This window comes from Streptomyces venezuelae (genome assembly GCF_008642355.1).
Classification (GTDB): domain Bacteria; phylum Actinomycetota; class Actinomycetes; order Streptomycetales; family Streptomycetaceae; genus Streptomyces; species Streptomyces venezuelae_B.
The window spans coordinates 506,341-530,346 of record NZ_CP029193.1 but is presented as its reverse complement, the minus strand read 5'-3'; the positions used below and the strand labels follow the sequence as shown (position 1 = coordinate 530,346).

Sequence of the window (24,006 nt, the reverse complement as noted above, 5' to 3'; positions counted from 1 at the left end):
AAGGTGGCTACGATGGGCTCATGCCGACCACGAAGACGCCTACAACAAAGACGCCCACGACAAAGTCGCCCACGACGAAGACGCCCACGACGAAGACGCCGACCACGAAGACGCTGCGCGCGGGGTCCGCCCAGAAGCGGGCAGCGATCCTCGCGGCGGCCCGGGACCTGTTCCTCGCGGACGGCTTCGACCGCTCCAGCGTCGACGCGGTCGCCGCACGTGCCGAGGTGTCCAAGCGGACGGTCTACGACTACTTCGGTGACAAGCAGACGCTGCTCCAGGCCGTCGTCGACGCGATCGGCGAATCAATGATCACGACGATCCGCCGCACCCTCGACGGGACCCTGACCGACATCGACGGCCTCACCGGGCCCGCCGACCTCGAGGACGCGCTGGTCACGTTCTCGATGCGGATCTCGACCGACATGCTCGGCTCGGCGGAGTACGCGACGCTGCAGCGCCTCGTCCGCGCGGAGTCCGGCCATCTGCCGCACCGCGGCTACAACTCCATGGCCGACACCCCCGACGAGGCGCTCGCCGAGCGGTTCGCCGCGCTCGCCGGGGCGGGACTGCTGCACGTCCCCGACCCCCGCCTCGCGGCGGACCAGTTCATCGCGCTGACCTTCGGCGTCGCCCTGGACCGGCTCGGGTCCGCGAACGCCACGGAGGACACGAGGGTCAGGCCGCTGGTGGTCGAGGGAGTACGGACGTTCCTGCGGGCGTACCGGGCCGCGTAGGCGTGGGCGTAGGCGTCGGCATCGGCATCGGCGTGAACGTACAAAAACGGCGCAGCGCCGGTGGTGATGGAGAGCCTCCACCACCACCGGCGCTGCCCGCCGTTCAACTCACCAGGTCTTGCCGGCCTGTTCCCGCACCGCGCGGTTGCTCCGGTTGAAGAAGTTGGTCAGCGACACCTCCAGGAGGATCGCGCCCAGTTGCTTCTCGTCGAAGTGCTCGGCGGCGCCGTCCCAGATCTCGTCGGTCACGCCCGGCGCGCCGTCCTGGATCCGGGTGGCGGCCTCGGCCAGGGCGAGGGCGGCCCGTTCCTCCTCGGAGTAGAACGGCGTCTCGCGCCAGGCGACCACGTTGTGCAGCCGATCGTCACTCTCGCCCGCCTTCCGTGCCGCCACCACTGAGGCGTGGACGCACGGACTGCAGCCGTTGATCTGGCTGACGCGCAGGTGGAGGAGTCCCAGCAGGCGATGGTCGACGCCCCCGGAGTGAATCGCCTTGTAGAGGTGCTGGATCGCCGTGGTGACGTCGGGGTTCGCCGCGGCCTTCATACGTGCTTCCATCGGTGCTGCTCCTTCATCGGTTACCTGAGCCCCTCCGGGCCCGTCATCCCCATGACGGAGCAGTCCCGAGGAAGGTAACACCATGTCCGACACCAGCACGGCGGCCACCGCGGCCGAGGCGTTCGAAGCTCAGCGAGACCGGTTGCGCGCGATCGCCCACCGCATGCTCGGCTCGCACGCCGACGCCGAAGACGTGGTCCAAGAAGCCTGGTTGCGGCTCTCGCGTCAGGACGCGGAGGGCATCCACAACATCGCGGCCTGGCTGACCACGGTGGTCGGACGGATCAGCCTCGACGTCCTGCGCTCGCGTCAGGCCCGCCCGGAGGCGCTGTACGACGACGGCCTGCTGCCCGAGCTCGTCGTGACGGTCGACGACGGACCCGTCCCGGAGGACGACGCGGTGCTCGCCGACTCGGTCGGCCTCGCCCTGCTCGTCGTCCTGGGCTCGCTCGGGCCGAACGAGCGACTGGCGTTCGTGCTGCACGACTTGTTCGCGGTGCCGTTCGACGAGATCGGCCGCATCCTGGGCAAGTCCACGGCGGCCACGAAGATGCTGGCAAGCCGCGCACGCAGGAAGGTGCGGGGCGCCGAGCGGCCGACGGGGACCGGGCGCGAACAGCGGGAAGTGGTCCAGGCCTTCCTGGCGGCGACTCGCCACGGCGACTTCGAGGACCTGCTGCGTGTCCTCGACCCCGACGTGAAACTGACCGTCGACACGCCGTCCGGCACGGTCGTCGCCCTCGGTGCCACGAAGGTCGCGACGGGCGCGCGACTGTCCGCCTCCGCGGCGGCACAAGGCCGCGCGGTACGCGTCAACGGCCTCCCCGGGATCGTCTCCTGGCGTGAGGACGGCACCCCGCTCTCCCTGCTGGCGTTCACGGTGACGGACGGCCGGATCACGGCCATCAGGATCGTGGCGGACCCGGCAAGGCTCGCCCTGTTGAACCTGCCGGATCCGTCGTGACCTACTTCTCCCAGCCCACCGTCTCCGGCAGCGGGTTGTAGAAGATGGTCGCGCCCACGTTCGCCAGGCCCTTCTTGACGCTGTACGTCGACGGGCCGCTGTAGAGCGGGAGCCGGGCGTAGTCCTGGAGGGCCTTGCGTTCGACCTTGTTCGCCGCTGCCGTCTGCTTGTCCGGGTCGGCGATGTCGCTCGTCGCGCGGATCTCCTTGTCCAGCTCGGGGGACCCGGCACCCGTGAGGCCGGAGTCACTGTCCGAGCAGTACGTCTCGCAGAGGTAGCGGGCCCCGAAGGGGTCCATGGAGCGGTTGCCCGAGATGATCAGGTCGAACTTCCGCTCGTTGACGATGCCGGCCCAGTCCGCGGGGTCGGCCTTCTTGACGGAGAGGCGTACGCCGACAGGCTTCAGCATCGCGGCGAGCGCGCCGGCGGTGGCCTTGTCCAGCGGCTCGTCGCCCACCATCGTGTAGCCGACCTCGAGCTGCTTGCCGTCCTTCGCGCGGATCCCGTCGCTCCCGGGCTTCCAACCCGCCGCGTCCAGCTCCTTCTTCGCCCGGTCGGGCCCGTACTTCAGGACGGCCGAGACGTTGTCCGCGTACCCTTTCTGGAAGCTGTAGAGCAAGGCCGAGCCGGGCAGCGGCTCCCCGTAGTCGAGGCCCTGGAACTGGATCTTCGCGAGCTGGCTGCGGTCGACGCTCTCCTGGATCGCCTTCCGCACCGCCTTGTCCCCGAGGACGGCGGACTTCGCATTGAAGTAGAGCGAGTACACGAACGGGCTGCCGCCGCTCCGGATCTCCGTGCCCTTGAGCCCCTTCAGCTGCTTCAGGCTCTCGGCGTCGACCGCGGTGACGCTGTCGAGCTGACCATTCTTGAACGCGTTGACCTGCGCGGTCTGCTCCAGGTTCACGTAGACGCGCTTGACGAGCCTGCCCTTCCTGCCCCACCACTTCGGGTTGCGCACGAAGGTGATGTTGCCCGAGTGGGTGTCCCACTTGCCGACCGTGTACGGGCCCGCGCCCCACTCGGGGTGCGCCTTCTTGACGTACGCCTTGTTGAAGTTGTCGACCTTCGCCGCCTTCGGGTGCAGGAACGTGGTGAACAGGCTCGGCCAGGAGGCGTTGACGCCCTTGAAGGTGATGACGGCCTGCTTGTCGTTCTTGCCGCGCCCGACGCCGGTGATCTGCCTGTACTGGTCGGTGGTCGAGGCCGCGTAGTCCTCGTCGGAACCGTTGTTGGCCTTCCAGGTCGCCTTGATCGCGGTCCAGTCGATCGGTGTTCCGTCGTTGAAGACGGCCTTCTCGTTGATGGTCAGGACGACCTTCTGGTCGCCGCCCTCGACGGACACCTTCACGTCGCTGAAGTAGTCCGGGTTGTACCGCACTTCACCGGTCGGGGAGAAGGTGATCGCGTTCGCGTTGTACCAGGCCCACACCCGGGTCGCCTGCAGAGTGCCGTTGACGTGGAACGGGTTGCCCTGGTCGTCGAACGTTCCCGCCGTCGTGTAGGTGCCGCCGTCCTTGAGCTTGTCGTACGGCGTCGGGTGGTAGTCGGCGGCTCCCGAAGCGGCGGCCGGAGTGCTCCCGGCCTCCGTCCCGGCGCCGTCGCCGGACGAGGACTCGCACGCGGTGGCGGTGACGGAGATGGCGGCTATCAGGGCGACGGGCAGGGCCAGTCTTGCGCGCATGGCTGAGCGTCCTTGCGTTGAAGTGAGGCGGGAGATGACATGAGGGATGGGGTGAGGGATGGGGTGGCTAGGGGGGTTACGCGGCGTGGCAGGCGTATGCGTGCGTCCGCTGCCCCGGCACCGGCCTGCTCGCGGGGCGCTCCGTGCGGCAGCGCTCCCGGACCTCGTCGTCGGCGGTCCGGTACAGAGGGCAGCGGTCGACGAACACGCAGCCGCGCGGCAGGTCCGCGGCGCTGGGCTGCTCGCCGTCCAGGACGATCCGTTCACGGGTGCGCTCGCGCTCCGGGTCGGGTATGGGGATCGCCGACAGGAGCGCCCGTGTGTACGGGTGCTTCGGGTCGGAGAAGAGGGTCTCCGTGTCACCGGACTCGACGATGTGCCCCAGGTACATCACCGCGATGCGGTCGCAGATGTAGCGGACCACGGCGAGATCGTGGGCGACCATGAGGTAGGCGAGGCCCAGCTCACGCTTGAGCCGGCCGAGCAGGTTGATCACCCCGGCCTGTACCGATACGTCCAAGGCGGAGAGCGGCTCGTCGAGGGCGAGCAGTTTCGGGTCCGTGGCCAGTGCGCGGGCGATGCCGATGCGCTGGCGCTGGCCGCCGGAGAGCGCGGCCGGGAAACGGTCGCTCACCGCGGGGCCGAGACCGACGAGTGACAGCAGTTCGTGGACGCGGGAACGGACGGCGTCGCGGTCGCTTCCCACGGCCCGCAGAGGTTCGGCGAGCAGTTGGTGGACGGTGAGGCGCGGGTCCAGGGCGCCCATCGGGTCCTGCATGACGATCTGCACGTCGTGCCGCAAGGTACGTCCGCGCCCGCCGGACCCGGCAGCGACACCCGCGCCCGCCGCTCCGACCTCGATCCCCCCGACCTCGATGCGCCCGCCTTCCGGCCGTCTCAGCCGCAAGATCTCCATGAGCGTCGTCGTCTTGCCGCTGCCCGATTCGCCCACGAGACCGAGCGTCTCTCCGGCCCGCAGCTCGAAACCGACCCCGTTGACCGCGTGCAGCGTGCCGACCCTGCGCTTGAGGAACGCGCCCTTGGTGACGGGGAAGGTCTTGACCAGGTCCTCGACGCGCAGCACCACATCGCCGCCCGCGACACGCCCCGGGTCCGCCTCCCCGCCGGAAGGCACGACGCCCCGGGCCGGATCCAGCGTGCCGTCCGCGATCTCGGCCGCCCGCAGGCACGCCACGTCCCCGTGCCCCGTGACACGGCGCAGCCCGGGTTCCTCGGCGCGGCACGCGTCGAGCGCGACGGCGCACCGGCTCGCGAAGGGGCAGCCGTCGGGCAGGCCCGACAGTGCGGGTGGCTCGCCGCCGATCGGGACGAGGGGACGCCGGACCCCGCCGTCCACCGTCGGCACCGCTGCCAGGAGCCGTGCGGTGTACGGCATCGTGGGCCGCCGGAACAGCTCGTGCACGTCCGCCTTCTCCACGAAGCGCCCCGCGTACATGACGGCGACGTCGTCCGCGTGGCCCGCCACCACGCCCAGGTCGTGGGTGATCAGGACGAGCCCGGCACCGGTCTCCTGCTGCGCGAGGCGGAGTACGTCGAGGATCTGCGCCTGCACGGTGACGTCGAGCGCGGTCGTGGGCTCGTCGGCCACCAGTACCCGCGGCCGGTTGGCGATCGCCATGGCGATGACCACGCGCTGACGCATGCCGCCGGAGAACTGGTGCGGGAAGGACGCGGCCCGGCTCCGCGCGTCGGGGATGCCGACGAGGTCGAGCAGTTCGACGGCCTGCTCCCGGGCCGCCTTCGCCGACAGGTTCTGGTGGACCCGCAGTGCGTCCGACAGCAGGCGGCCCACGGAGAAAATGGGGGTGAGCGCGGACAGCGGGTCCTGGAAGACCATGCCGATGGAGTTGCCGCGTATCCGGGAAAGCGCCCGGTCGTCGAGGCCGGTCAGCTCCTGGTCGCCGAGCCGCACCCGGCCGCGCACGTCGGCGGTGGGCGGCAGCAGCCCCATGATGCCCATCGCGGTGGCCGACTTGCCCGAGCCGGACTCGCCGACGATGCCGAGAGTGCGTCCCGGCAGCAGGTCGAAGCTGACGCCGCGCACCGCTTCGACGGGCCCGGCCTCGGAGGGGAAGGAGATCCGCAGATCCCGTACGGACAGCACGGGGGCGGCGACGCCGACGGGAGAGGGGTCGTCGTGCAGTGTCGTGGTGAGTGTCATCGTCGGCCTCCCGCCGCGCCGGTCACAGAGGTGGGGTCGAGGGCGTCGCGCAGTCCGTCGCCGATGAAGGTCATCGACACGGTGAGCAGGACGACGAGGCCTGCCGGGAAGGCGAAGAGCCAGGGTGCGCTGGTGATGGTGGTCGCCCCGTCGGCGAGCATCGTGCCGAGGGAGACGTCCGGGGTCTGGACGCCGAACCCGAGGAACGAGAGCGCGGTCTCGCTGAGCACGGTCGTCACGACGCCGAGCGTCAGGTTGACGATGAGCAGGGAGCCGAGGTTGGGGATGATGTGGCGCAGGATGATGCGCGGGGGACGTACACCCATGAACTCCGCCGCCGTCACGTAGTCCCGCTCGCGCAGCGACGTGGACACGGCCCAGATGACCCGGGCCGTGGACATCCACCCGAACAGGGTCAGTACGAGGATGAGGGCACGCCAGTCACCGGCGAGACGGTTGGAGACCAGGGCGAGGATGAGGAACGAGGGGACGATCAGCAGGAAGTGGATGACGGCGAGCGTCAGTCTCTCCACCCGGCCGCCGAAGTACGCGGCCCCCGCGCCGACGACCGCGGCGACGGCGATCGTGAGGACGGACACGCTCACGGCGATCACCAGTGACCTCCGCAGCCCGTGCACCGCGCTGGCGTAGATGTCGTTGCCGCCCTGGTTGGTGCCGAACCAGTGCACGTCGCTCGGCGGTCGGGTGAGGGCGGTGAAGTCGGCGTCGGTGTGGGTGCAGGACGTGAACAGGCCGCCCAAGAGGCTGAACAGCACGAGCAGTGTGAAGATCACCACCCCGGCGACGGCGAGGCGGTTGCGCAGGAAGCGGCGCAGGTGGAGTCGGCCGCGGCCGAGCTCTGAGCGCGGCCGCGCGGCGACGGTATTGGTCACGGTCGTCATGTCAGTTCACCCGTACCCTCGGGTCGAGGAGGACCGTGGCGATGTCCGCGAGGATCGCGCCGACCGCGGTGAGCACCGCGGCGAACGCGGCCGTCGCGACCGCACCGTGCACGTCGTTCTGGCTGATGGTCTGGCTGAAGTAGCGGCCCATGCCGTTCCAGCCGAAGATCGACTCGGTGATGACGGCCCCGGTGAAGACGGCGGGCACGCTGAACGCAACGGAGGTCGCCGTCGGGATCAGCGCGGCGCGCAGTGCGTGCCTGCGCACGGCCTGGCTCCGCGTCAGGCCGGTGGCCTGGGCCGTGCGCACGAAGTCCGCGTTGATCGTGTCGAGCAGCAGGGACCGCTGTGTCAGGTGATAACCCACGTACCCCATGAGCGTCAGCGTGAGCGTCGGCAGGATCAGGTGGAGGAGACGGTCACCGAGCGTCGGGAGCAGCCCCTCCACGTCGGGGGAGTTCTCCCCGGCGACGTACAGGAAGTGCAATCCGGCGTGCTGGTTGAGCCAGATGGCGACGAAGACCACGGCGAGCGCCGCGACGGGCGTCGGGACGTTGAACAGGGCGATGGATATGGCCTGCGAGACGCGGTCGGCCGGCCCGTACTGGCGCGTGGCGGTGTAGACGGCGAGCGCGACACCGATCACGACGGACAGCACGGTCGCCATGACGACCAACTCGGCGCTGACCAGCGCGCGGTGGCCCACCTCACCGTTGACGGAGACGCCGGTGGGCGACCGGCCCCAGTCGAAGTGGAGGGTGACGGAGGTGAGCCAGTTCCACCATCGCTGCACCAACGGCACACCGGGGTCCAGGTTGTACGGGGCGAGGGCGTGGGAGATCTGTGCCTCGCTGCGGGCGGGCCGCAGCTCCTTGTAGTTCGAACGCGGGTCGAGGAAGCAACTGGCCAGGAGGTACGTCGCGTTGGTCGCGACCGCGATCATCAGGAGCCAGCCACCCGCTTTGCGCATCACGTATCGCACGGTGCGGACCGCCCCCTCACCATGTGTGTGGGACGCGCCGTCACGGCGCCGGACGAACAGGTGGGGTACATGTGGCGGTGGTGCTTTCTACGGAGCGTACGGGGCGAATGTGAGCTTGGTTCGTACTGAGTGGCCACACCAGGTTTTCGCCGGTTTCGCCATGAGGTCGCAATATCGCCGGAGAGGTCGCAATGTTGCTGTACGAGGCGGCAATGTCACCGTAGCAAAACGATCACTGACGCCGACTCGGCCAAGTCAAGGGCGAGCAAAATGTCGCCGTATTGGTCCAGTCCTTTCTGGGTGTCCTTTCCGGACGCGAGGGCGTGAGCAGGAACCCCGCACAGCGCATTGGTACGGCCGCGTGCCCGCTCGCCCGCGTTGACATGCTCACGGGCAGTGGTTCTCTGAAAGGTCTGTACCGCACAGGAAGCGCGTCCTCACCTCCCCAAGGAGAGCCGTGTCCTCACGCCGATCCTCAAGCGGATCCCTACGCCGATCCTTACGCAGACCCCTACGCACCTCCTTGCCCGGAGCCGCCGTCCGGTCCCATGAGGGCCGGTCGGCCGTCTCCGCCCCCCGGCGCCTCATCGCCGTCCTCGCCGTCTTCGCCCTGGCGCTTGCCGGACTCACCGCCCTCGCGGCCCCCGCCGTCGCGGCCGCCAAACTCACCGCCACCTTCGTGAGCGAGGGCAGCGGCACCTCCTGGACCGGCAAGTTCGTCGTGAAGAACAGCGGCGACACCGCGGTCACCACCTGGTCCCTCGAATTCGACCTGCCCGACGGCGTCACCATCAGCGGTCACACCCACGGCACCGCCGAGATCAAGGGCAAGCACGTCGTCGTGACGCCCGCCTACTACAACGCCCGGGTCCCCGCCGGCCGCGACACCGAGCCGTACAGCTACACCTTCCGCGGCAGCGGCCAGCTCAAGCCGCCCACCGGCTGCCTCATCAACGGCGACAAGTGCGACGGCACCGCGGCCGTGCCGCCGAAGGCGCCCACCGGGCTGAGCGTCGCCGACACCACCGCCCGCACGGTCAGCCTGAAGTGGACGGCGGCCGCGCAAGGCGACTTCCCCGTCGCCTCGTACGAGGTGCTGCGCGGCACCACCGTCGTCGCGGCCAGCGCCACCACCCAGGCCACGGTGAGCGGCCTCGAACCCGCGACCGCCTACCAGTTCAGCGTCCGCGCCAAGGACTCGCGCGGCAACACCGGTGAGGCGAGCGCCCCTGTCAGCGCGACCACCGTGGACCCGGCGACCGACACCGTGCCGCCCACCGCGCCCCGCAACCTCCGCTCCGGCGATGTCACTTCGAGCACCGTGAAGCTCGCCTGGGAGGCGGCCACCGACAACCAGCGCGTCGCCGCGTACGACGTCTACCGCGGCACGACCCTCGTGGAGAGCCTCCCCGCCGACACCCGCACCAGCACGGTCACCGGCCTGACGCCCGCCACGGAGTACTCCTTCACCGTCAAGGCGCGGGACCCCGCGGACAACGCGTCGCCCGCGAGCAACACCCTGTCCGTCACCACCAAGGAGGCCGTCGGCGAGGGCGGGTACGCGAAGGTCGGCTACTTCGTGCAGTGGGGCATCTACGGCCGGCAGTACTTCGTGCGCGACCTGGAGACGTCCGGTGCCGCCGCCAAACTCGACGTCATCAACTACGCCTTCGCCAACATCGACCCCAAGAACCTCACCTGCCTCAACGGCGTCACCAAGGGCACCACGCCGAACCCCCAGGACCCCAATCAGGGAGACGGAGCCGGGGACGCCGAGGCCGACTACGGCCGCGCCTTCCCCGCGGGGCAGTCCGTGGACGGCGTCGCCGACGACGGCTGGGGCAAGCTGCGCGGCAACTTCAACCAGCTGAAGAAGCTCAAGGCCAAGCACCCCAACCTGAAGGTCGTGGTCTCGCTCGGCGGCTGGACCTACTCCAAGTACTTCTCCGACGTCGCCAGGACGGACGAATCACGGAAGAAGTTCGTCAAGTCCTGCATCGACATGTACATCAAGGGCAACCTGCCCGCGTACAACGGAGCGGGCGGTGACGGCGTCGCCGCGGGCATCTTCGACGGCTTCGACCTGGACTGGGAGTGGCCCGGATCGCCCGACGGCCACCCCGGCAACCACTGGAGCCCGGACGACAAGGCCAACAACACCGCCCTGATCGCCGAGTTCCGGCAGCAGCTCGACGCGCTCGGCGGCAGCCACCGGCTGCTCACCGCCTTCACCCCGGCCGACCCCAAGAAGATCAACGAGGGCTGGGAGCTCAAGGAGGTCTTCAAGTACCTGGACTTCGGCAACGTCCAGGGCTACGACTTCCACGGCGCGGGCAGCGACAACTCCTGGGAACCTCACCGCACCGGCCACCAGGCCAACCTGTACAAGGACGCGCAGAGTCCGTACGCCAACGACTTCAGCATCGACGACGCCGTGAAGGCGTACACCGACCAGGGCATCAAGCCACGCAAGCTGACCATCGGCTTCCCCTTCTACGGGCGCGGCTGGCAACAGGTCGCGGACGGCGGCGTACACGGCGAATGGCAGAGCGCCAACGGCGCCGCGCCCGGCCAGTTCCAGGAGGAGGCGGGCACGCGCGGCTACGACAACCTCGTCGCGAGCTTCCCGAACCTGACCGTCCACCACGACGAGCAGTCCATCTCCACGTACGGCTACACGGGGGCGAACGGCCAGTGGTGGTCCTTCGACGATCCCTGGTCCATCGAGAAGAAGACCCAGTACATCAAGTCCAAGGGCCTGCTCGGCGGAATGATCTGGGAAATGTCGGGTGACACCTCGAACAACACCCTGTTCAACGCCTTGGACCGCGGTCTGAGGTAGCCCTTTTTGCCGTTCTGCAAGATTCCGTGCCGGGCCACGCGGTGACCGGCGAGACTCGCACCCATGCACAGATACGACGTCACCGTGACCACCAGCGCATCCCCGGAAACCGTATGGAAGCTGCTCGTCGACGCGGCGAGCTGGCCCCTGTGGTCGAAGGTGGACAGCCTGGACACGGCACGGTCGGAAGGGCTCGACCCGGACGGCGACGACGGCATCGGCGCCGTCCGGGCGTTCCGTACGGGACGCGTCGTGACCGGGGAACGGCTGACGGAGAAGGTCGAGCCGAGCCTGCTGGGCTACGAAGACGCGTTCAACACGCCGATGCGCAACTACCGCGCCCGCATCGAGCTGACGCCGACGGCCGGTTCGGGCACGGTCATCCACTGGCACGGCGAGTACGAGACGAGCGGACTGAAAGGCCTGTTCCTGCCGCGCTATCTGCAGAAGTTCATGCAGGGCATGGCGGAGGGACTGGCACGCCACGCCGAGAACGACGGCGGGCAGACCCGGTGACGCCCCGGCCGGGAGGAGCCTCCCTGCCGGGGCGCACGGGGCGCACGGGGCCGTACGGTGCGGTCAGCCGACCGGCCCGGTGGTGAAGCGTTCCCAGACCCGGTGCTGCGAGAGCAGCTCCCGCATCTCGTCGAGGACCGCGGCGCCACCGGAGCCGAGGACGACGCCGGGCGCGTCGGCCGGCACGCCCGCGGCTTCGAGGACCCGCTCGGCCCCGGCCCAGCCGCCGATGGCCTTGCCGTGGCGGAACGCCTCGTCCAACAGCAGTCGCACCCGGGGATCGGGCCCAGTGGCGGTCTTCGCCTTGGCGTCCCGCGCGGGCAGCGCGTCCGCGCCGGGCGCCGGGCTCCCCACCACCAGCAGGGCGTCGAACTCGATGGAGCGGGCCGTCGCGAACGTCCGCTGCACCGTCAGGGGCTCACCGTTCGCGTCCAGCTTTCCGCCCGCCGGGGCGATGATCAGCGGCACCATGCCTCCGTCGAGGACGGACTGCCGGACGGCCCGCACGCCGGCGAGGTCGTCCGTCCCGTCCGTCACGATGCCGATGATCCGGCCGTCCAGCGGCCAGGCCCGGCCGACCTGGGAGAGGGCCGGGCTGGGCAGCGCGTCCCTGAGCGGCTCCGTCGGGGCGGGGGCGGGCAGCCCGAGGGCGGCGGCGACCTGGGAGCACAGATCGGGGTCGATGTTGGCGAGGGACTGCAGGCCACGTTCCTTGACGGCCTGCTCATAGCACTTGCCGAGCTCGAAGGAGTAGGCGTTGACGATGTGCTCGCGCTCCGGCGCACTCATGCTCAGCCAGAACATGCGTGCCTGGCTGAAGTGGTCGTCGAAGGTGGCGGGCGCCTCACGCACCTTGCGCGACGCGGGCAGCGCGACGGGCACATCGATGTCCGCGCCCGTCTCGGCGCCCGCCGTGAACGGACAGCCCCCGTCGAGCGAGTTGGGTCGGTACGGCGCGACGCCGCGGTGCACGGCCGTCTGGTGCATGCCGTCCCGGAGCATGTCGTTGACCGGAGCGTGCGGACGGTTGATCGGCAGCTGCGCGAAGTTGGGCCCGCCGAGCCGGCTGATCTGCGTGTCGAGGTAGGAGAACAGCCGCCCCTGGAGCAGCGGGTCGTCGGTGACGTCGATGCCCGGGACGAGATGGCCGACGTGGAAGGCGACCTGCTCGGTCTCGGCGAAGTAGTTCGACGGGTTCCGGTTGAGTGTGAGCAGCCCGACGGGCTGCACGGGGGCCAGCTCCTCGGGCACGATCTTCGTGGGGTCGAGAAGGTCGATGCCCTCGAAGGTCTGCTCGGGGGTGTCGGGGAAGGTCTGGATGCCCAGCTCCCACTCCGGGTAGGCACCGGCCTCGATGGCGTCGGCGAGGTCGCGGCGGTGGAAGTCGGGGTCCACTCCACCGGCGATCTGCGCCTCCTCCCAGACGAGGGAGTGCACACCGAGCCGCGGCTTCCAGTGGAACTTCACCAGGGTGGTCTCTCCGGCCGCGTTCTCCAGCCGGAAGGTGTGGACCCCGAAGCCCTCCATCATCCGGTACGAACGGGGGATGCCCCGGTCGGACATGTTCCACAGCGTGTGGTGCGTGGCCTCGGAGTGCAGGGTGACGAAGTCCCAGAAGGTGTCGTGCGCGCTCTGCGCCTGCGGGATCTCGCGGTCGGGGTGGGGCTTGCCCGCGTGGATGATGTCCGGGAACTTGATGGCGTCCTGGATGAAGAACACCGGGATGTTGTTGCCGACCAGGTCGAAGGTGCCCTCGGTCGTGTAGAACTTCGTCGCGAACCCGCGGGTGTCACGGACCGTGTCCGCCGAGCCGCGCGAGCCGAGGACGGTGGAGAACCGGACGAAGACCTCGGTCTCCATGCCCTCGCCGAGGAAGGCGGCCTTGGTGACACCGGCCGCGTTGCCGTAGCCGCGGAACACCCCGTGGGCGGCGGCGCCGCGCGCGTGGACGACCCGCTCCGGGATCCGCTCGTGGTCGAAATGGGTGATCTTCTCCCGCAGGTGGTGGTCCTGGAGGAGGACGGGCCCGCGCGGACCCGCCTTGAGCGAGTGATCGGTGTCGTACAACCGGTCGCCCTGGGCGGTGGTCAGCCACTCGCCCTGCTGCGCGGACGCCGCCCGATCATCACGCGAAGGTGTACCGGTGGGGCTCACAGGTTTGGGACCGGTCTGATCGGCCTTCGGCGGCAGCGGCACCCGCGGTTCGGTCGGCTCGGCCACCGTCGGCGACTCGGAACCGGGCTTTCCCGGCACGCCCTCCTCGGGCCCCTGTCCCCCCGTGACCGTGTCCTTCAGCTTCTCCACCGCGGCCTTCACGGGGTGGTCGCCTTCCATGTCATCTCCTCTGCTGCGATGTGTTGCGTACGGGACGCCTGAGAAGCCAGGACGCCACTGTCGAAGCGGAGTACCCGCATTTGACCGTTCCGCACCGATCAGTGCTGCCAAATGCGCAGAAGCGTAGGTGGCGCGGGTGGAGGCCGCTTCGGTTCACCGTCCGGCACCCGGCACGCAGCGGTGGCCGGAAGCAGCCGATGGCCCACAGATGTGTGAGCGGGCCTGTGCCCACCCCCGAAGGCGGGGTACTCGGCGGCCTCACACGCCGACCCTGTTCCAAGGAGGCATCCCGATGACTTTCAATCCGCTCGAACAGCGGGGCATCCCGCTGGACCGCCAGCTGCGCAGTTGGCGGGAGCTCGACGTCGCCCCCATCGACCCGGACCACTGCGACCCGTACACCCGCTGCCGCATCATCGCGATGAACGGCATCGAGGTCGAAGCGATCATGTTCAGCCACCAGCTGGCGCGGAACACGGTCGACCCGGAGGTGAAGCGGCTGCTGGCCCGGACCCGCTACATCGAGGCGCAGCAGCAGAAGGCCGTGAACTGGCTGCTGCCGGGGGTGTCGTCGGTGCTGGAGACGACGATCGCCTACGAACAGGTCGCGGTGGACCTGACCGCCTGGGTGGCCCGGATGGAGCCGGACCCGTACCTGAAGCAGGCGTATCAGTTCGGGGTGCTCGAGGACTTCGACCACCTGTACCGGTACGCGAACCTGTACGAGATGATCGAGCACCGCAAGGCGGAGTCGATCGTCGACGGCCTGACCGAGGTCATGCCCGGCCGGCCCACCCGGTTCCACCACCGTGACCCGGTCGACAACGTGCGCGATCCGTACGCCAAGGACGAGACGAATCCGCTGTCGAAGCTGCACGCGTTGACGATCATGTCGGCGGAGCAGCAGACGATGAACTTCTACATGAACACCGGCCCCACCTACATGGAGCCCATCGCCCGGCAGCTGTACCAGGAGATCGGACTCATCGAGGAGGAGCACGTCACCCACTACGAGTCACTCGTCGACCCGGGGGAGACGTGGTGGGAGCAGTTGGTCAACCACGAGTACAACGAGTGCTACCTGTACCACTCCTTCATGGAGCAGGAGAGCGACCCGCGGGTGAAGGCCATCTGGGAGCTGCACCTGAACATGGAGCTGGAGCATCTGCACGTCGCCTGCGACCTGATGCGCAAGCACGACGGCCGCGACCCCGCCTCGGTGCTGGCGCCCGAGCTGCCCGATGTGCTCACCTTCGAGCCGAACAAGGGCTACGTGCGGGAGCTGCTCGACACCCAGATGGACCTGACCACACTCGGCGCGGGCTACGTGCGCGAGGCCCACGAGCGGTTCGAGAAGATGCAGGAGCAGATCCACGGCGGCGAGGCACCCCCGAGCGACCGGGTGATGGTGGAACACGACGCCATGTTCGGCCGCGAGTACCGCCTGCAGACCGAGGGCGACCACCCCGACCCCACCCAGCGCGAGAAGTGAGGCGGCCATGTCCACTCCCCGGACCCCACAGGCCGGCGACGACCGGTCCCAGGACACCGACGTCGTGTCGCTGCTCATGCGTCGGCACGGTGACATCCGCAATCTCTTCGACGAGGTCGAGGCGTCGAGCGGTGCGGAGCGCCGGGCGGCCTTCCGCCACCTGGTGCGGCTGCTCGCCGTGCACGAGACGGCGGAGGAAGAGGTCGTGCACCCCTTCTCGCGGCGGGCGCTGACCGGTGGCGAGCAGGTGGTCGAGGACCGCCTGGCGGAGGAGCGGGCGGCCAAGGAGACGCTGGCCGCCCTGGACGACATCGACACCGACGACCCCAAGTTCATGCCGCAGCTGCTGAAGCTGCGCAAAGACGTGCAGGAACACGCGCGCGCGGAGGAACGCTACGAGTTCTCCCACATCCGCCGCAGCACCGACGTCACCAACCTGGCCGCCATGGCCAAGGCCGTGAAGGCCGCCGAGGCCATGGCCCCCACCCGCCCCCACCCGGGCGTGGAGTCCGGCGCGGCCAACCTGGCTCTCGGCCCCGTAGCCGCCCTGATGGACCGCACCAAGGACGCCGTCCGCAAGGCGATGAACGAGGACGGCTGACAGGACCTCGGCGCCGACGCTGCTCAGGCGGTGAGGGAGGGGTCCGTCGGTGCCAGAGAGGCGCGACGGGGCGCCCGGGACCGGCCGGCCGCCGCCAGTATCTCGTCGGCGGCCGCGATCGCGCTGGTGATGGAGCGGGTCCCGGTCACCGCGCACAGCGCGTGGGTCACGTCCGCCAGCTCCCGCTGCCAGGCGGGCACGGGCTTCTCCGCGAGGGCGATGCGCGCGTTCGCGTAGCGGGTCAGCAAGCTCCTCACGTGGCGCGGTTCCGGCTTCAGCACGACCACAGGCTCCTCTCCAGGCGCTAGTCAGTGGCCTACGGCTTCCCCGAAAACGCGCGTTCATGCAGTCGATGCTCACACAGCTGGCACGCGACGCGGCCTGCATCCGCAGCCACCGCACCCACCAGCGCTGCGCGCGCCGAGTGTTGATGACCGCGGACCGCATGCACAGCGAACGCTTCGACCTCACCCAGAAGTTCCTCGCCCAGATGCTCGCCGTGCGCAGGTCCTCGGTGAGCGAGGTCGCGGGCGCGCTGGCCGCGGAAGGCTGCATCCAGTACGGCCGCGGCACGATCACCATCCTGGACCGCGTCTGCCTGCAGGCCCACGCCGGCAGCTGCTACCAGGTCATCCGCGAAACCCTCGACACGGTTCTGCCTCGGCACAAGGACCCTGATTGAGCAGGGTCCATGCGTCGATGTCCGCGTAGCGCCGTGGCCCCGGGTGGCCGCGCACCGTGCTGCCGACCAGGTGGAGGCGATCGGTCTGCCAACGGCGTCCGGTGAAGCCGTCGAGCCAGGCGGCCGCGGCCGCTACGGACGTGGTGTCGTAGCGGCGGGCTCGGGCCAGCGTGAGGTGGGGGCGCAGCGAACGTTCGGGGAAGACGACGTCACAGCCCCTGACCCGTGCACGTACCGCCTCGGCCAGCTCATGCAGTCCTTCGAGCTCGCCCTCGACGCCGCTCCACAGCACTCGCTCGTCGAAGTGCCCGCCACCGACCAGCGACAGTTCGAGAGAGTGGCGAGCGGCCGCCAGATCGGCGAGGGGCGAGCGAAGCCGCTGGACGACCCGCACCGGCAGCTCACCGAGGAAGGCCAGGGTGATGTGCCAGTCCTCGATACGGTTCCAGCGCAGGTCCGGATGGGCGGCGTAGGCCGGTTCCAGCGCACGCGCCAGCTCGTTCTTCGCGTCGTCGGGCGGAGCGAGCGCGATGAAGGCGTGCTGGGTGGCGGTCCGGGGCGGTTGGGTCACGCTTGTCTTCTTACCTCATGAGGCCCACGGAGCCGAAGCCCGGCTCCGACTGCCCGCCGCGGACGTCCGAGGCGCACCCGCGCCCGGCGCATTCATGAACTGTTCGCATTACGTACGTCGACCATCGTTCAACGGATCATTTCCGGCCAACATCCAGTCAAAATGCTGACATGTACCTGGTTGAAATGACACGCTCCCGGGCAACACGCTGCACGTACAGCACCAAGCTGCACGCCCGCATCGCGTCTTTTTCTGCTCCGGGCGGCCCTCCATGCCTCCCGGGCCCCCACAGATGGAGCTCGCGTGACCTCTCACATATTCCGTAAGCGTTCTACGCTCGCGATCGCCACCGCCGTCGCGGCCGGAGCGCTGCTCAGCGCCGGACTGACCACCGGCGCCTCCGCCCAGCCGGACAACGACACCGAGCCGTCCGGCTCGCCCGTCGCCCTCTCGGCTTCGGCCCGCGCGGACCTCCTCCAGGACGCGAACGCCGAGAGATCGGCGACCGCCGACGACATCGGCCTCGGCGCCAAGGAGAAGCTGGTCGTCCGTGACGTCGTCAAGGACGCCGACGGCACCACGCACACCCGCTACGAGCGCACCTACGACGGCCTGCCCGTCCTCGGCGGCGACCTCGTCGTGCACACCGCCAAGAGCGGCAAGGTGAAGAGCGTCACCAAGGCGACCGAGGCCACCGTCAAGGTCGCCTCCACGGACGCGAAGCTCGGCAAGTCCTCCGTCGCCAAGGCGGCGGAGTCGACCGCCGCGAAGGCGAAGACCGCCGAGGCCGACGCGCAGTCGCCGCGCAAGGTGATCTGGGCAGCCTCCGGCAAGCCCGTCCTCGCGTACGAGACCGTCGTCACCGGCGTGCAGAAGGACGGCACCCCCAGCAGGCTCCACGTCATCACGGACGCCGCGACCGGCAAGAAGCTGTACCAGTACCAGGCCATCGAGAACGGCAAGGGCAACAGCCAGTACAGCGGCAAGGTCACGGTCGGCTCCAAGAAGGTCGGGAGCAGCTACGAGCTGACCGACAAGGCGCGCGGCAACCACCGCACCTATGACCTGAAGCACGCGGAGAGCGGCACCGGCAAGCTCTTCAAGGACGCCAACGACGTCTGGGGCAACGGCAAGCCCTCGAACGCGCAGACCGCAGCCGTCGACGCCGCCTACGGTGCCCAGCTCACCTGGGACTACTACAAGTCCGTCCACGGCCGTAAGGGCATCAACGGCGACGGCAAGGGCGCGACCTCCCGCGTCCACTACGGCAACGGCTATGTGAACGCGTTCTGGGACGACAGCTGCTTCTGCATGACGTACGGCGACGGCGAGGGCAACAAGAAGCCCCTCACCTCGATCGACGTCGCGGCCCACGAGATGACGCATGGCGTCACCTCGGCGACCGGCAACATGGAGTACAGCGGTGAATCCGGCGGCCTGAACGAGGCCACCTCCGACATCTTCGCCACCGCCGTGGAGTTCAAGGCCAAGAACCCCAAGGACGTCGGCGACTACCTCATCGGCGAGAAGATCGACATCAACGGCGACGGCTCCCCGCTCCGTTACATGGACAAGCCGTCCAAGGACGGCGGCTCCCTGGACAAGTGGAGCGCCAACGCCGGGAACGTCGACGTCCACTACTCCTCGGGCATCGCCAACCACTTCTTCTACCTGCTGTCCGAGGGCAGCGGCAAGAAGCGGATCAACGGCGTCAACTACAACTCGCCGACCGCCGACGGATCCAAGGTCCTCGGCATCGGCCGCGGCAAGGCCGAGAAGATCTGGTACAAGGCCCTGACGACATACTTCACGTCGACCACCAACTACAAGGCGGCCCGTAAGGGCACGCTGAGCGCCGCGAAGGACCTCTACGGCGCGAACTCCACCGAGTACAAGCGCGTGGCTGCCGCCTGGAAGGGCGTCAACGTCAAGTAACCCCAGTCGGTCACGCAAGGGGCGGCGTCCGAAACGGGCGCCGCCCCCGTACTTGAGGCTCTAGAGGAACGCCAAGTTCTTGGGGCTGCTAGAAGAACCCGAGTTTCCTGGGGCTGTAGGAACAGAGAATGTTCTTCGTCTGCTGGTAGTGCTCCAGCATCATCTTGTGGGTCTCCCGGCCGATGCCGGACTGCTTGTACCCGCCGAACGCCGCATGCGCCGGATACGCGTGGTAGCAGTTCGTCCAGACGCGGCCCGCCTGGATCGCCCGGCCCGCCCGGTACGCCGTGTTGATGTCACGCGTCCACACTCCGGCCCCCAGGCCGTACAGCGTGTCGTTGGCGATCTCGATGGCCTCGTCGAAGTCGGCGAACGACGCGACCGACACCACCGGGCCGAAGATCTCCTCCTGGAAGATCCGCATGCGGTTGTCGCCCTCGAAGATCGTCGGCTGCACGTAGTACCCACCCGCCAGCTCGCCGTCGTACTCCACACGCTGGCCGCCCGTCAGTACCTTGGCGCCCTCCTGCTGCCCGATGTCCAGGTAGGAGAGGATCTTCTCCAGCTGGTCGTTGGACGCCTGCGCGCCGATCATGGTGTCGGTGTCGAGCGGATGTCCGGCCCTGATCTGTTCGGTACGGGCGACGGCCGCTTCGAGGAACTCGCTGTACTGGCCGCGCTGCACCAGCGCCCTCGACGGACAGGTGCACACCTCGCCCTGGTTGAGCGCGAACATCGTGAAGCCCTCGAGCGCCTTGTCCCGGAAGTCGTCGTTCGCGGCCCACACGTCGTCGAAGAAGATGTTCGGCGACTTGCCGCCCAGCTCCAACGTCACCGGCTTGATGTTCTCCGAGGCGTACTGCATGATCAACCGCCCCGTCGTGGTCTCCCCGGTGAAGGCGACCTTGGCGACACGAGGACTGGACGCCAGCGGCTTGCCGGCCTCCACGCCGAACCCGTTGACGATGTTGACGACCCCGGCCGGCAGCAGATCGGCGACCAGACTCATCCAGTAGTGAATGGACGCAGGGGTCTGTTCGGCGGGCTTGAGGACGACGGCGTTGCCCGCGGCGAGCGCGGGCGCCAGCTTCCACGTGGCCATCAGGATCGGGAAGTTCCACGGGATGATCTGCGCGACGACGCCGAGCGGCTCGTGGAAGTGGTACGCGATGGTGTCCTCGTCGACCTCGCTCAGCGACCCCTCCTGCGCACGGATGACACCCGCGAAGTATCGGAAGTGGTCGATGGCGAGCGGGATGTCGGCGGCCAGAGTCTCGCGGACCGGCTTGCCGTTCTCCCAGCTCTCGGCCACAGCCAGCTGTTCGAGGTTCGCCTCCATCCGGTCGGCGATCTTCAACAGCACGTCGGCGCGCCCGGTGACCGAGGTACGTCCCCACGCGGGCGCGGCCGCGTGCGCCGCGTCGAGGGCGCGCTCGACGTCCTCCGCCGTACCCCTCGCCACCTCGGTGAAGGGCCGGCCGTTCACCGGACTCGGGTTCTCGAAGTACTGACCACGAGCGGGCGCCACATACTCGCCGCCGATGAAGTGGTCGTAGCGCGACTGGTAGGAGACGATCGCGCCCTCGGTGCCGGGCGCTGCGTAACGGGTCATCTTCGGCTGGCCTCCCGGGGAACGCCGCCCGCCGTCGGGCAGCTCTCGTCCGGAGGCTAGGGGCGCCGAGGTTGCATCGACGTTGCGTTCCACTCCTCGACGCGCCCGACGGTCCGGCCGGCTACGCCGGCCCCGCCCTCAGGCATGTTCGTACACGTACTGCTACGTCAGTTCCGCGTCCAGCTCGTTCAGGCGGGCCAGCACGGAAGCCGTCGGACGCAGCCCGGCCAGCGCCCGCCACACCGCGAAATCTTCCTCGCCCCACGGAGCGTGTGCCCAGTCCGCGAGCAGGTCGGGGTCACCGCGCTCGATGAGTGCCGCTCGCACTTGGTCCGCGACCCTGCGACGGAGCCGCACGAGAGCGGGAGCCCGGGACTGCGGCAGCAACGGCCCCGCGTACGCTGCCGCGGCCGCCGCCACCGCCCCCGCGCCCAGGCGACGTTCCACCGCCTCGACATCGCACTCGACGGGCACCGCCAGCCGATACGGCCGCGACCGCAGCAACTCCGCCCCCAGCACCCGCCGCAGCCGCGCCATCTCGGCCCGCAACGTCACCTGCGACACCGACTCGTCCTCGTACAACGCCCACAGCAACTCGTCCCCCGACAACCCCTCCGGGTGCCGAGCCAGCAGCACGACGATCTCGCTGTGCCTCCGGCTGAGCCGCACCTTGCGGCCCCTCATGATCAACAACGCCTCGTCCCGCCCGAGCGCTGCCAGCTCGACCTTCTCGTCCGACACCTTCGGCGGCGCCAGCAGCGCCAGTTGCGCCTCCCCGGCCCGCGCGACCGCCTGCACGAAGGCGAGACTGTGCGGGTGTGCGAGGCCGTCGCCGCCGGTGATGTCGACCGCGCCGATCAGCCGACCGGTTCGGGGATCGTGCACGGGAGCCGCCGCACACGTCCACGGCTGCACCCGGCGCGTGTAGTGCTCGGTGGCGAAGACCTGCACCGGACGGCCCACGGCGACCGCTGTCCCCGGCGCGTTCGTCCCCATGGCGGACTCCGCCCACCGCGCACCCGGCACGAAGTTCATCCGTCCCGCCCGTCGCCGCGTCACCGCATGACCCTCGACCCACAAGAGCCTTCCCTGCGCATCGCACACGGCGAGCAGATGTTCCCCGTCCGCGGCGAAGGTGCCCATCAACTCACGGAACAACGGCATCACCCGTGCCAGCGGATGCTCCGACCGGTACGCGCCGAGGTCGTCGTCGGTCAGCTCCACCGCCGCGCCGGTGCACTCCGGACTCACCCGCGCCCTCGCCGACCTCTGCCACGAGTCGGCCACCACCGAACGCACCGGACGGCTGATCGTCCCCGCGTCGGTGAACCGCTCGTGGGCCCTGCGCACGACCCGCACCCGCTCCGCGGGATCCACACCGGGCTCCAGGGCCACCCACGGATCGGACAACTCTGCCTCCCAGGACGGCGATGCGGTGTTGTCATCGTCGCCCCGGAGACGGGAGCCGACAAGGACGCGCGTCGACTCAGGCGAAGTTGACGAGACGCAGGTAGCGCGACCAGTCCCAGTACGGGCCGGGATCCGTGTGGTCCGAACCGGGGACCTCATGGTGGCCGATGATGTGTTCGCGGTCCTTCGGGATGTCGTACGTGGAGCAGATGGCGGCGGTCAGCGCGGCGGACTGCTCGTACATGGCGTGGGTGAAATATTCGGGTTTGTCGACCCACCCTTCATGCTCGATCCCGATGCTTCGTGTGTTGTAGGTCCAGTTCCCTGCGTGCCACCCGACGTTGCGCTCACGGACGCACTGGGCGATGTGTCCGTCCCTGGAGCGCACGACGTAGTGGGCGGAGACCTTCTTCGCCGGGTTCTGGAAGATGGCGAGCGTGTCGGCGTACGTCTCCTGAGTGACGTGAATGACCACGTAGTCGATGGGATAGGTGGTGGGGCGGTTGGCGGCCGTGTAGTTGGAGGTGCTGGCCGGGACCCATTCGGCCAGGGGGTAGTCGACCGCGCGGGCCTGGGCGGCGGCGTGGGTGGCGGGCAGGAGTGCGGCGGGTACGACGGCTGCGACGGCACCTTGCAGCAGCCGGCGTCGACTGGGGAAGCGTCTCACTCGATCCATGACTGGCCTGCCTCTCGGTGGGGAGTGGGGGAGGAGGGAGAACGATGGCTGGACTGGCGCTGAGCTCTATGCGGGCCGTGGGTCCGTGCCTCGCGGCAGCGAGACCGCCGTCTCACGCAACCGCGCGTGCAGCCCACGGTGCGTCTCACGCGCGGGCAGCCACTCCTTACGGATCTTGGCGACACACGTGTAGTTGGTGTCGCAGACGTTGGCGAGCGGGGATTCGACGGTCTGCGTCGCGAACTGATACGCGTCCAGTTCACTGAACCCGTAGTCACGCACCAGCCACTGCACCAGGTCGAGTTGAGATATTCGAAACGCGTCCTCCAGCGGGCGCGCAGACCCGGTCGAGATGATGTGCGTGTCGGACTCGATGCGCGGCCAGGGTGTGGAGATCCCCTTGAGCAGCTCGACGATCACCACGGTGTTCATGGCGCACTCGACGGCTACTCCACAGGTCTCTCCCTCACCCTGCCGCGCGTGCCCGTCGCCCAGGCTCAGTAGGGCGCCCTCGACATTCACGCCCAGGTAGCAGGTGACCCCGGCGCGCATCTCGGGCGTGTCCATGTTGCCGCCGTGGGCGTCCGGCACGAGCGCCGAGCGCACCTCGAGGTTCGCGGGCGCGACGCCGACCGTCCCGTGCATGGGATCCATGGGCAGCTCGACCGCGAAGTCGCTGTCCCGCGCGCTGAACCGTGCGGTGCGGCGGGCCCGGTCCAGCTCCCAGATCCACACGGCTTCGGGCAGGGGCGCCTGCAGCGAAGCGGTGGAGTGTGTGGACGTGAGGGCGCCGAACAGGGGGACGGTGGTGGAGGCCGCCCAGTCGCGGGCGGGTTCCATCGACACGAAGTGCACGGCGACGGTGTCGCCCGGCTCCGCTCCTTCCACATGAAACGGACCGGTCTGCGGATTCAGGAACGGAAACTCGCAGACCTCGGAGACGAGGTCCTTCTCCGAGCGGACGTTCCCGGCGAAGCAGTCCTCCGTGAACAGGTCGAGGACCGTGCCGGGGGCGATGCGCGCCACGGGAGGTGCACCGCCGAACGTCCAGGCGTACTCGCCCGGCTCGGGTCGAACTGTCAGGATCTGAGCATCATTCATCGCTGCACCGCTCCACTCTGGCCGGATGGGCCGTCGGTCCGACCGGGGTGGGCCGTGCGACTCACTCGGGTCCCGATCCGCGAAGCCGCCCCGACCGTGACGTGTTGTCGCCGCTGTGGGGCCTCGCCGTGAATTACGTTACGGCGGCCGCTGGTTGAGGTGGAAGGGCCCGCGTCGGATCTGTGCACAGCAGCGTGATTGTGGATATCTCGACCACTCGTTCGGGGG

General features: G+C 69.1%; 20 protein-coding genes. 8 read left to right on the top strand and 12 right to left on the bottom strand.

Annotated features, from left to right (window positions below; all coding sequences use genetic code 11):
* The first annotated feature begins 20 nt into the window (after positions 1-20).
* The gene (locus DEJ47_RS02300) at positions 21-737 is read left to right on the top strand and encodes a TetR/AcrR family transcriptional regulator (protein WP_223828197.1); all 717 of its coding nucleotides are present in this window, start codon (positions 21-23) and stop codon (positions 735-737) included.
* A gap of 108 nt (positions 738-845) precedes the next feature.
* On the opposite strand, the gene DEJ47_RS02290 is transcribed toward DEJ47_RS02300, so the two are convergent.
* On the bottom strand, positions 846-1,295 hold the full coding sequence (locus DEJ47_RS02290; protein ID WP_150164417.1) for a carboxymuconolactone decarboxylase family protein: 450 nt from the start codon (positions 1,293-1,295) through the stop codon (positions 846-848).
* Between the two features lie 82 nt (positions 1,296-1,377).
* Between DEJ47_RS02290 and DEJ47_RS02285 the strand changes: the two genes are divergently transcribed.
* Entirely contained in the window at positions 1,378-2,259 is an 882-nt protein-coding gene (locus DEJ47_RS02285; protein ID WP_150164415.1) for a sigma-70 family RNA polymerase sigma factor, read from the top strand.
* A 1-nt stretch (position 2,260) separates the two neighbouring features.
* On the opposite strand, the gene DEJ47_RS02280 is transcribed toward DEJ47_RS02285, so the two are convergent.
* The 4 genes from DEJ47_RS02280 to DEJ47_RS02265 all read right to left on the bottom strand — a co-directional run bounded on the left by DEJ47_RS02280 (position 2,261) and on the right by DEJ47_RS02265 (position 7,994).
* Positions 2,261-3,940 (bottom strand): ABC transporter family substrate-binding protein, encoded by a 1,680-nt coding sequence (locus DEJ47_RS02280; RefSeq protein WP_190415234.1) that lies wholly within the window; start codon positions 3,938-3,940, stop codon positions 2,261-2,263.
* Positions 3,941-4,016: 76 nt separating this feature from the next.
* A complete protein-coding gene (locus DEJ47_RS02275; RefSeq protein ID WP_150164413.1) occupies positions 4,017-6,122 on the bottom strand; it encodes an ABC transporter ATP-binding protein in 2,106 nt (701 codons plus the stop codon).
* Complete coding sequence (locus DEJ47_RS02270; protein ID WP_150164411.1) at positions 6,119-7,024, bottom strand: ABC transporter permease; 906 nt, start codon at positions 7,022-7,024, stop codon at positions 6,119-6,121. The genes DEJ47_RS02275 and DEJ47_RS02270 overlap by 4 nt, the downstream gene beginning before the upstream one ends.
* Before the next feature lies 1 nt (position 7,025).
* Positions 7,026-7,994, bottom strand: a complete 969-nt coding sequence (locus DEJ47_RS02265; protein ID WP_150175379.1) for an ABC transporter permease — start codon at positions 7,992-7,994, stop codon at positions 7,026-7,028.
* 535 nt (positions 7,995-8,529) lie between these two features.
* Here DEJ47_RS02265 and DEJ47_RS02260 point away from each other — a divergent pair.
* Positions 8,530-10,848, top strand: a complete 2,319-nt coding sequence (locus tag DEJ47_RS02260) for a glycosyl hydrolase family 18 protein (protein ID WP_150164409.1) — start codon at positions 8,530-8,532, stop codon at positions 10,846-10,848.
* Positions 10,849-10,911: 63 nt separating this feature from the next.
* A complete protein-coding gene (locus tag DEJ47_RS02255) occupies positions 10,912-11,364 on the top strand; it encodes an SRPBCC family protein (RefSeq protein ID WP_150164407.1) in 453 nt (150 codons plus the stop codon).
* Between the two features lie 63 nt (positions 11,365-11,427).
* On the opposite strand, the gene DEJ47_RS02250 is transcribed toward DEJ47_RS02255, so the two are convergent.
* Complete coding sequence (locus DEJ47_RS02250; protein ID WP_150164404.1) at positions 11,428-13,698, bottom strand: catalase; 2,271 nt, start codon at positions 13,696-13,698, stop codon at positions 11,428-11,430.
* 292 nt (positions 13,699-13,990) lie between these two features.
* Here DEJ47_RS02250 and DEJ47_RS02245 point away from each other — a divergent pair, with 292 nt between their 5' ends.
* Both DEJ47_RS02245 and DEJ47_RS02240 read left to right on the top strand, forming a co-directional pair.
* A complete protein-coding gene (locus tag DEJ47_RS02245; RefSeq protein WP_150164402.1) occupies positions 13,991-15,190 on the top strand; it encodes a hypothetical protein in 1,200 nt (399 codons plus the stop codon).
* Between the two features lie 7 nt (positions 15,191-15,197).
* Positions 15,198-15,791, top strand: coding sequence for a hemerythrin domain-containing protein (locus DEJ47_RS02240; protein WP_150164400.1), 594 nt, complete (start codon positions 15,198-15,200; stop codon positions 15,789-15,791).
* Between the two features lie 23 nt (positions 15,792-15,814).
* Here DEJ47_RS02240 and DEJ47_RS02235 read toward each other — a convergent pair whose 3' ends face one another.
* Positions 15,815-16,072 (bottom strand): DUF5133 domain-containing protein, encoded by a 258-nt coding sequence (locus DEJ47_RS02235; RefSeq protein ID WP_150164398.1) that lies wholly within the window; start codon positions 16,070-16,072, stop codon positions 15,815-15,817.
* Between the two features lie 62 nt (positions 16,073-16,134).
* Here DEJ47_RS02235 and DEJ47_RS02230 point away from each other — a divergent pair, with 62 nt between their 5' ends.
* Positions 16,135-16,473 carry a Crp/Fnr family transcriptional regulator gene (locus DEJ47_RS02230; RefSeq protein ID WP_150164396.1) on the top strand — a complete coding sequence of 113 codons (339 nt, stop codon included), beginning with the start codon at positions 16,135-16,137 and terminating at the stop codon, positions 16,471-16,473.
* On the opposite strand, the gene thpR is transcribed toward DEJ47_RS02230, so the two are convergent.
* Positions 16,421-17,044, bottom strand: a complete 624-nt coding sequence (gene thpR, locus DEJ47_RS02225; protein WP_150164394.1) for an RNA 2',3'-cyclic phosphodiesterase — start codon at positions 17,042-17,044, stop codon at positions 16,421-16,423. The two genes, DEJ47_RS02230 and thpR, sit on opposite strands and share 53 nt — an antisense overlap.
* A 303-nt stretch (positions 17,045-17,347) precedes the next feature.
* Here thpR and DEJ47_RS02220 point away from each other — a divergent pair, with 303 nt between their 5' ends.
* A complete protein-coding gene (locus DEJ47_RS02220; RefSeq protein WP_150164392.1) occupies positions 17,348-18,979 on the top strand; it encodes a M4 family metallopeptidase in 1,632 nt (543 codons plus the stop codon).
* Positions 18,980-19,067: 88 nt separating this feature from the next.
* Here the strand turns inward: DEJ47_RS02220 and DEJ47_RS02215 are convergent, their stop codons facing one another.
* From DEJ47_RS02215 to DEJ47_RS02200, 4 genes are all read right to left on the bottom strand, one after another.
* Positions 19,068-20,591, bottom strand: coding sequence for an aldehyde dehydrogenase family protein (locus tag DEJ47_RS02215; protein ID WP_150164390.1), 1,524 nt, complete (start codon positions 20,589-20,591; stop codon positions 19,068-19,070).
* A gap of 162 nt (positions 20,592-20,753) precedes the next feature.
* On the bottom strand, positions 20,754-22,001 hold the full coding sequence (locus DEJ47_RS02210) for a GAF domain-containing protein (RefSeq protein ID WP_223828196.1): 1,248 nt from the start codon (positions 21,999-22,001) through the stop codon (positions 20,754-20,756).
* A 76-nt stretch (positions 22,002-22,077) separates the two neighbouring features.
* On the bottom strand, positions 22,078-22,677 hold the full coding sequence (locus DEJ47_RS02205) for an N-acetylmuramoyl-L-alanine amidase (RefSeq protein WP_150164386.1): 600 nt from the start codon (positions 22,675-22,677) through the stop codon (positions 22,078-22,080).
* Between the two features lie 66 nt (positions 22,678-22,743).
* Positions 22,744-23,778 (bottom strand): acetamidase/formamidase family protein, encoded by a 1,035-nt coding sequence (locus DEJ47_RS02200; protein WP_150164384.1) that lies wholly within the window; start codon positions 23,776-23,778, stop codon positions 22,744-22,746.
* Between the last annotated feature and the right edge of the window lie 228 nt (positions 23,779-24,006).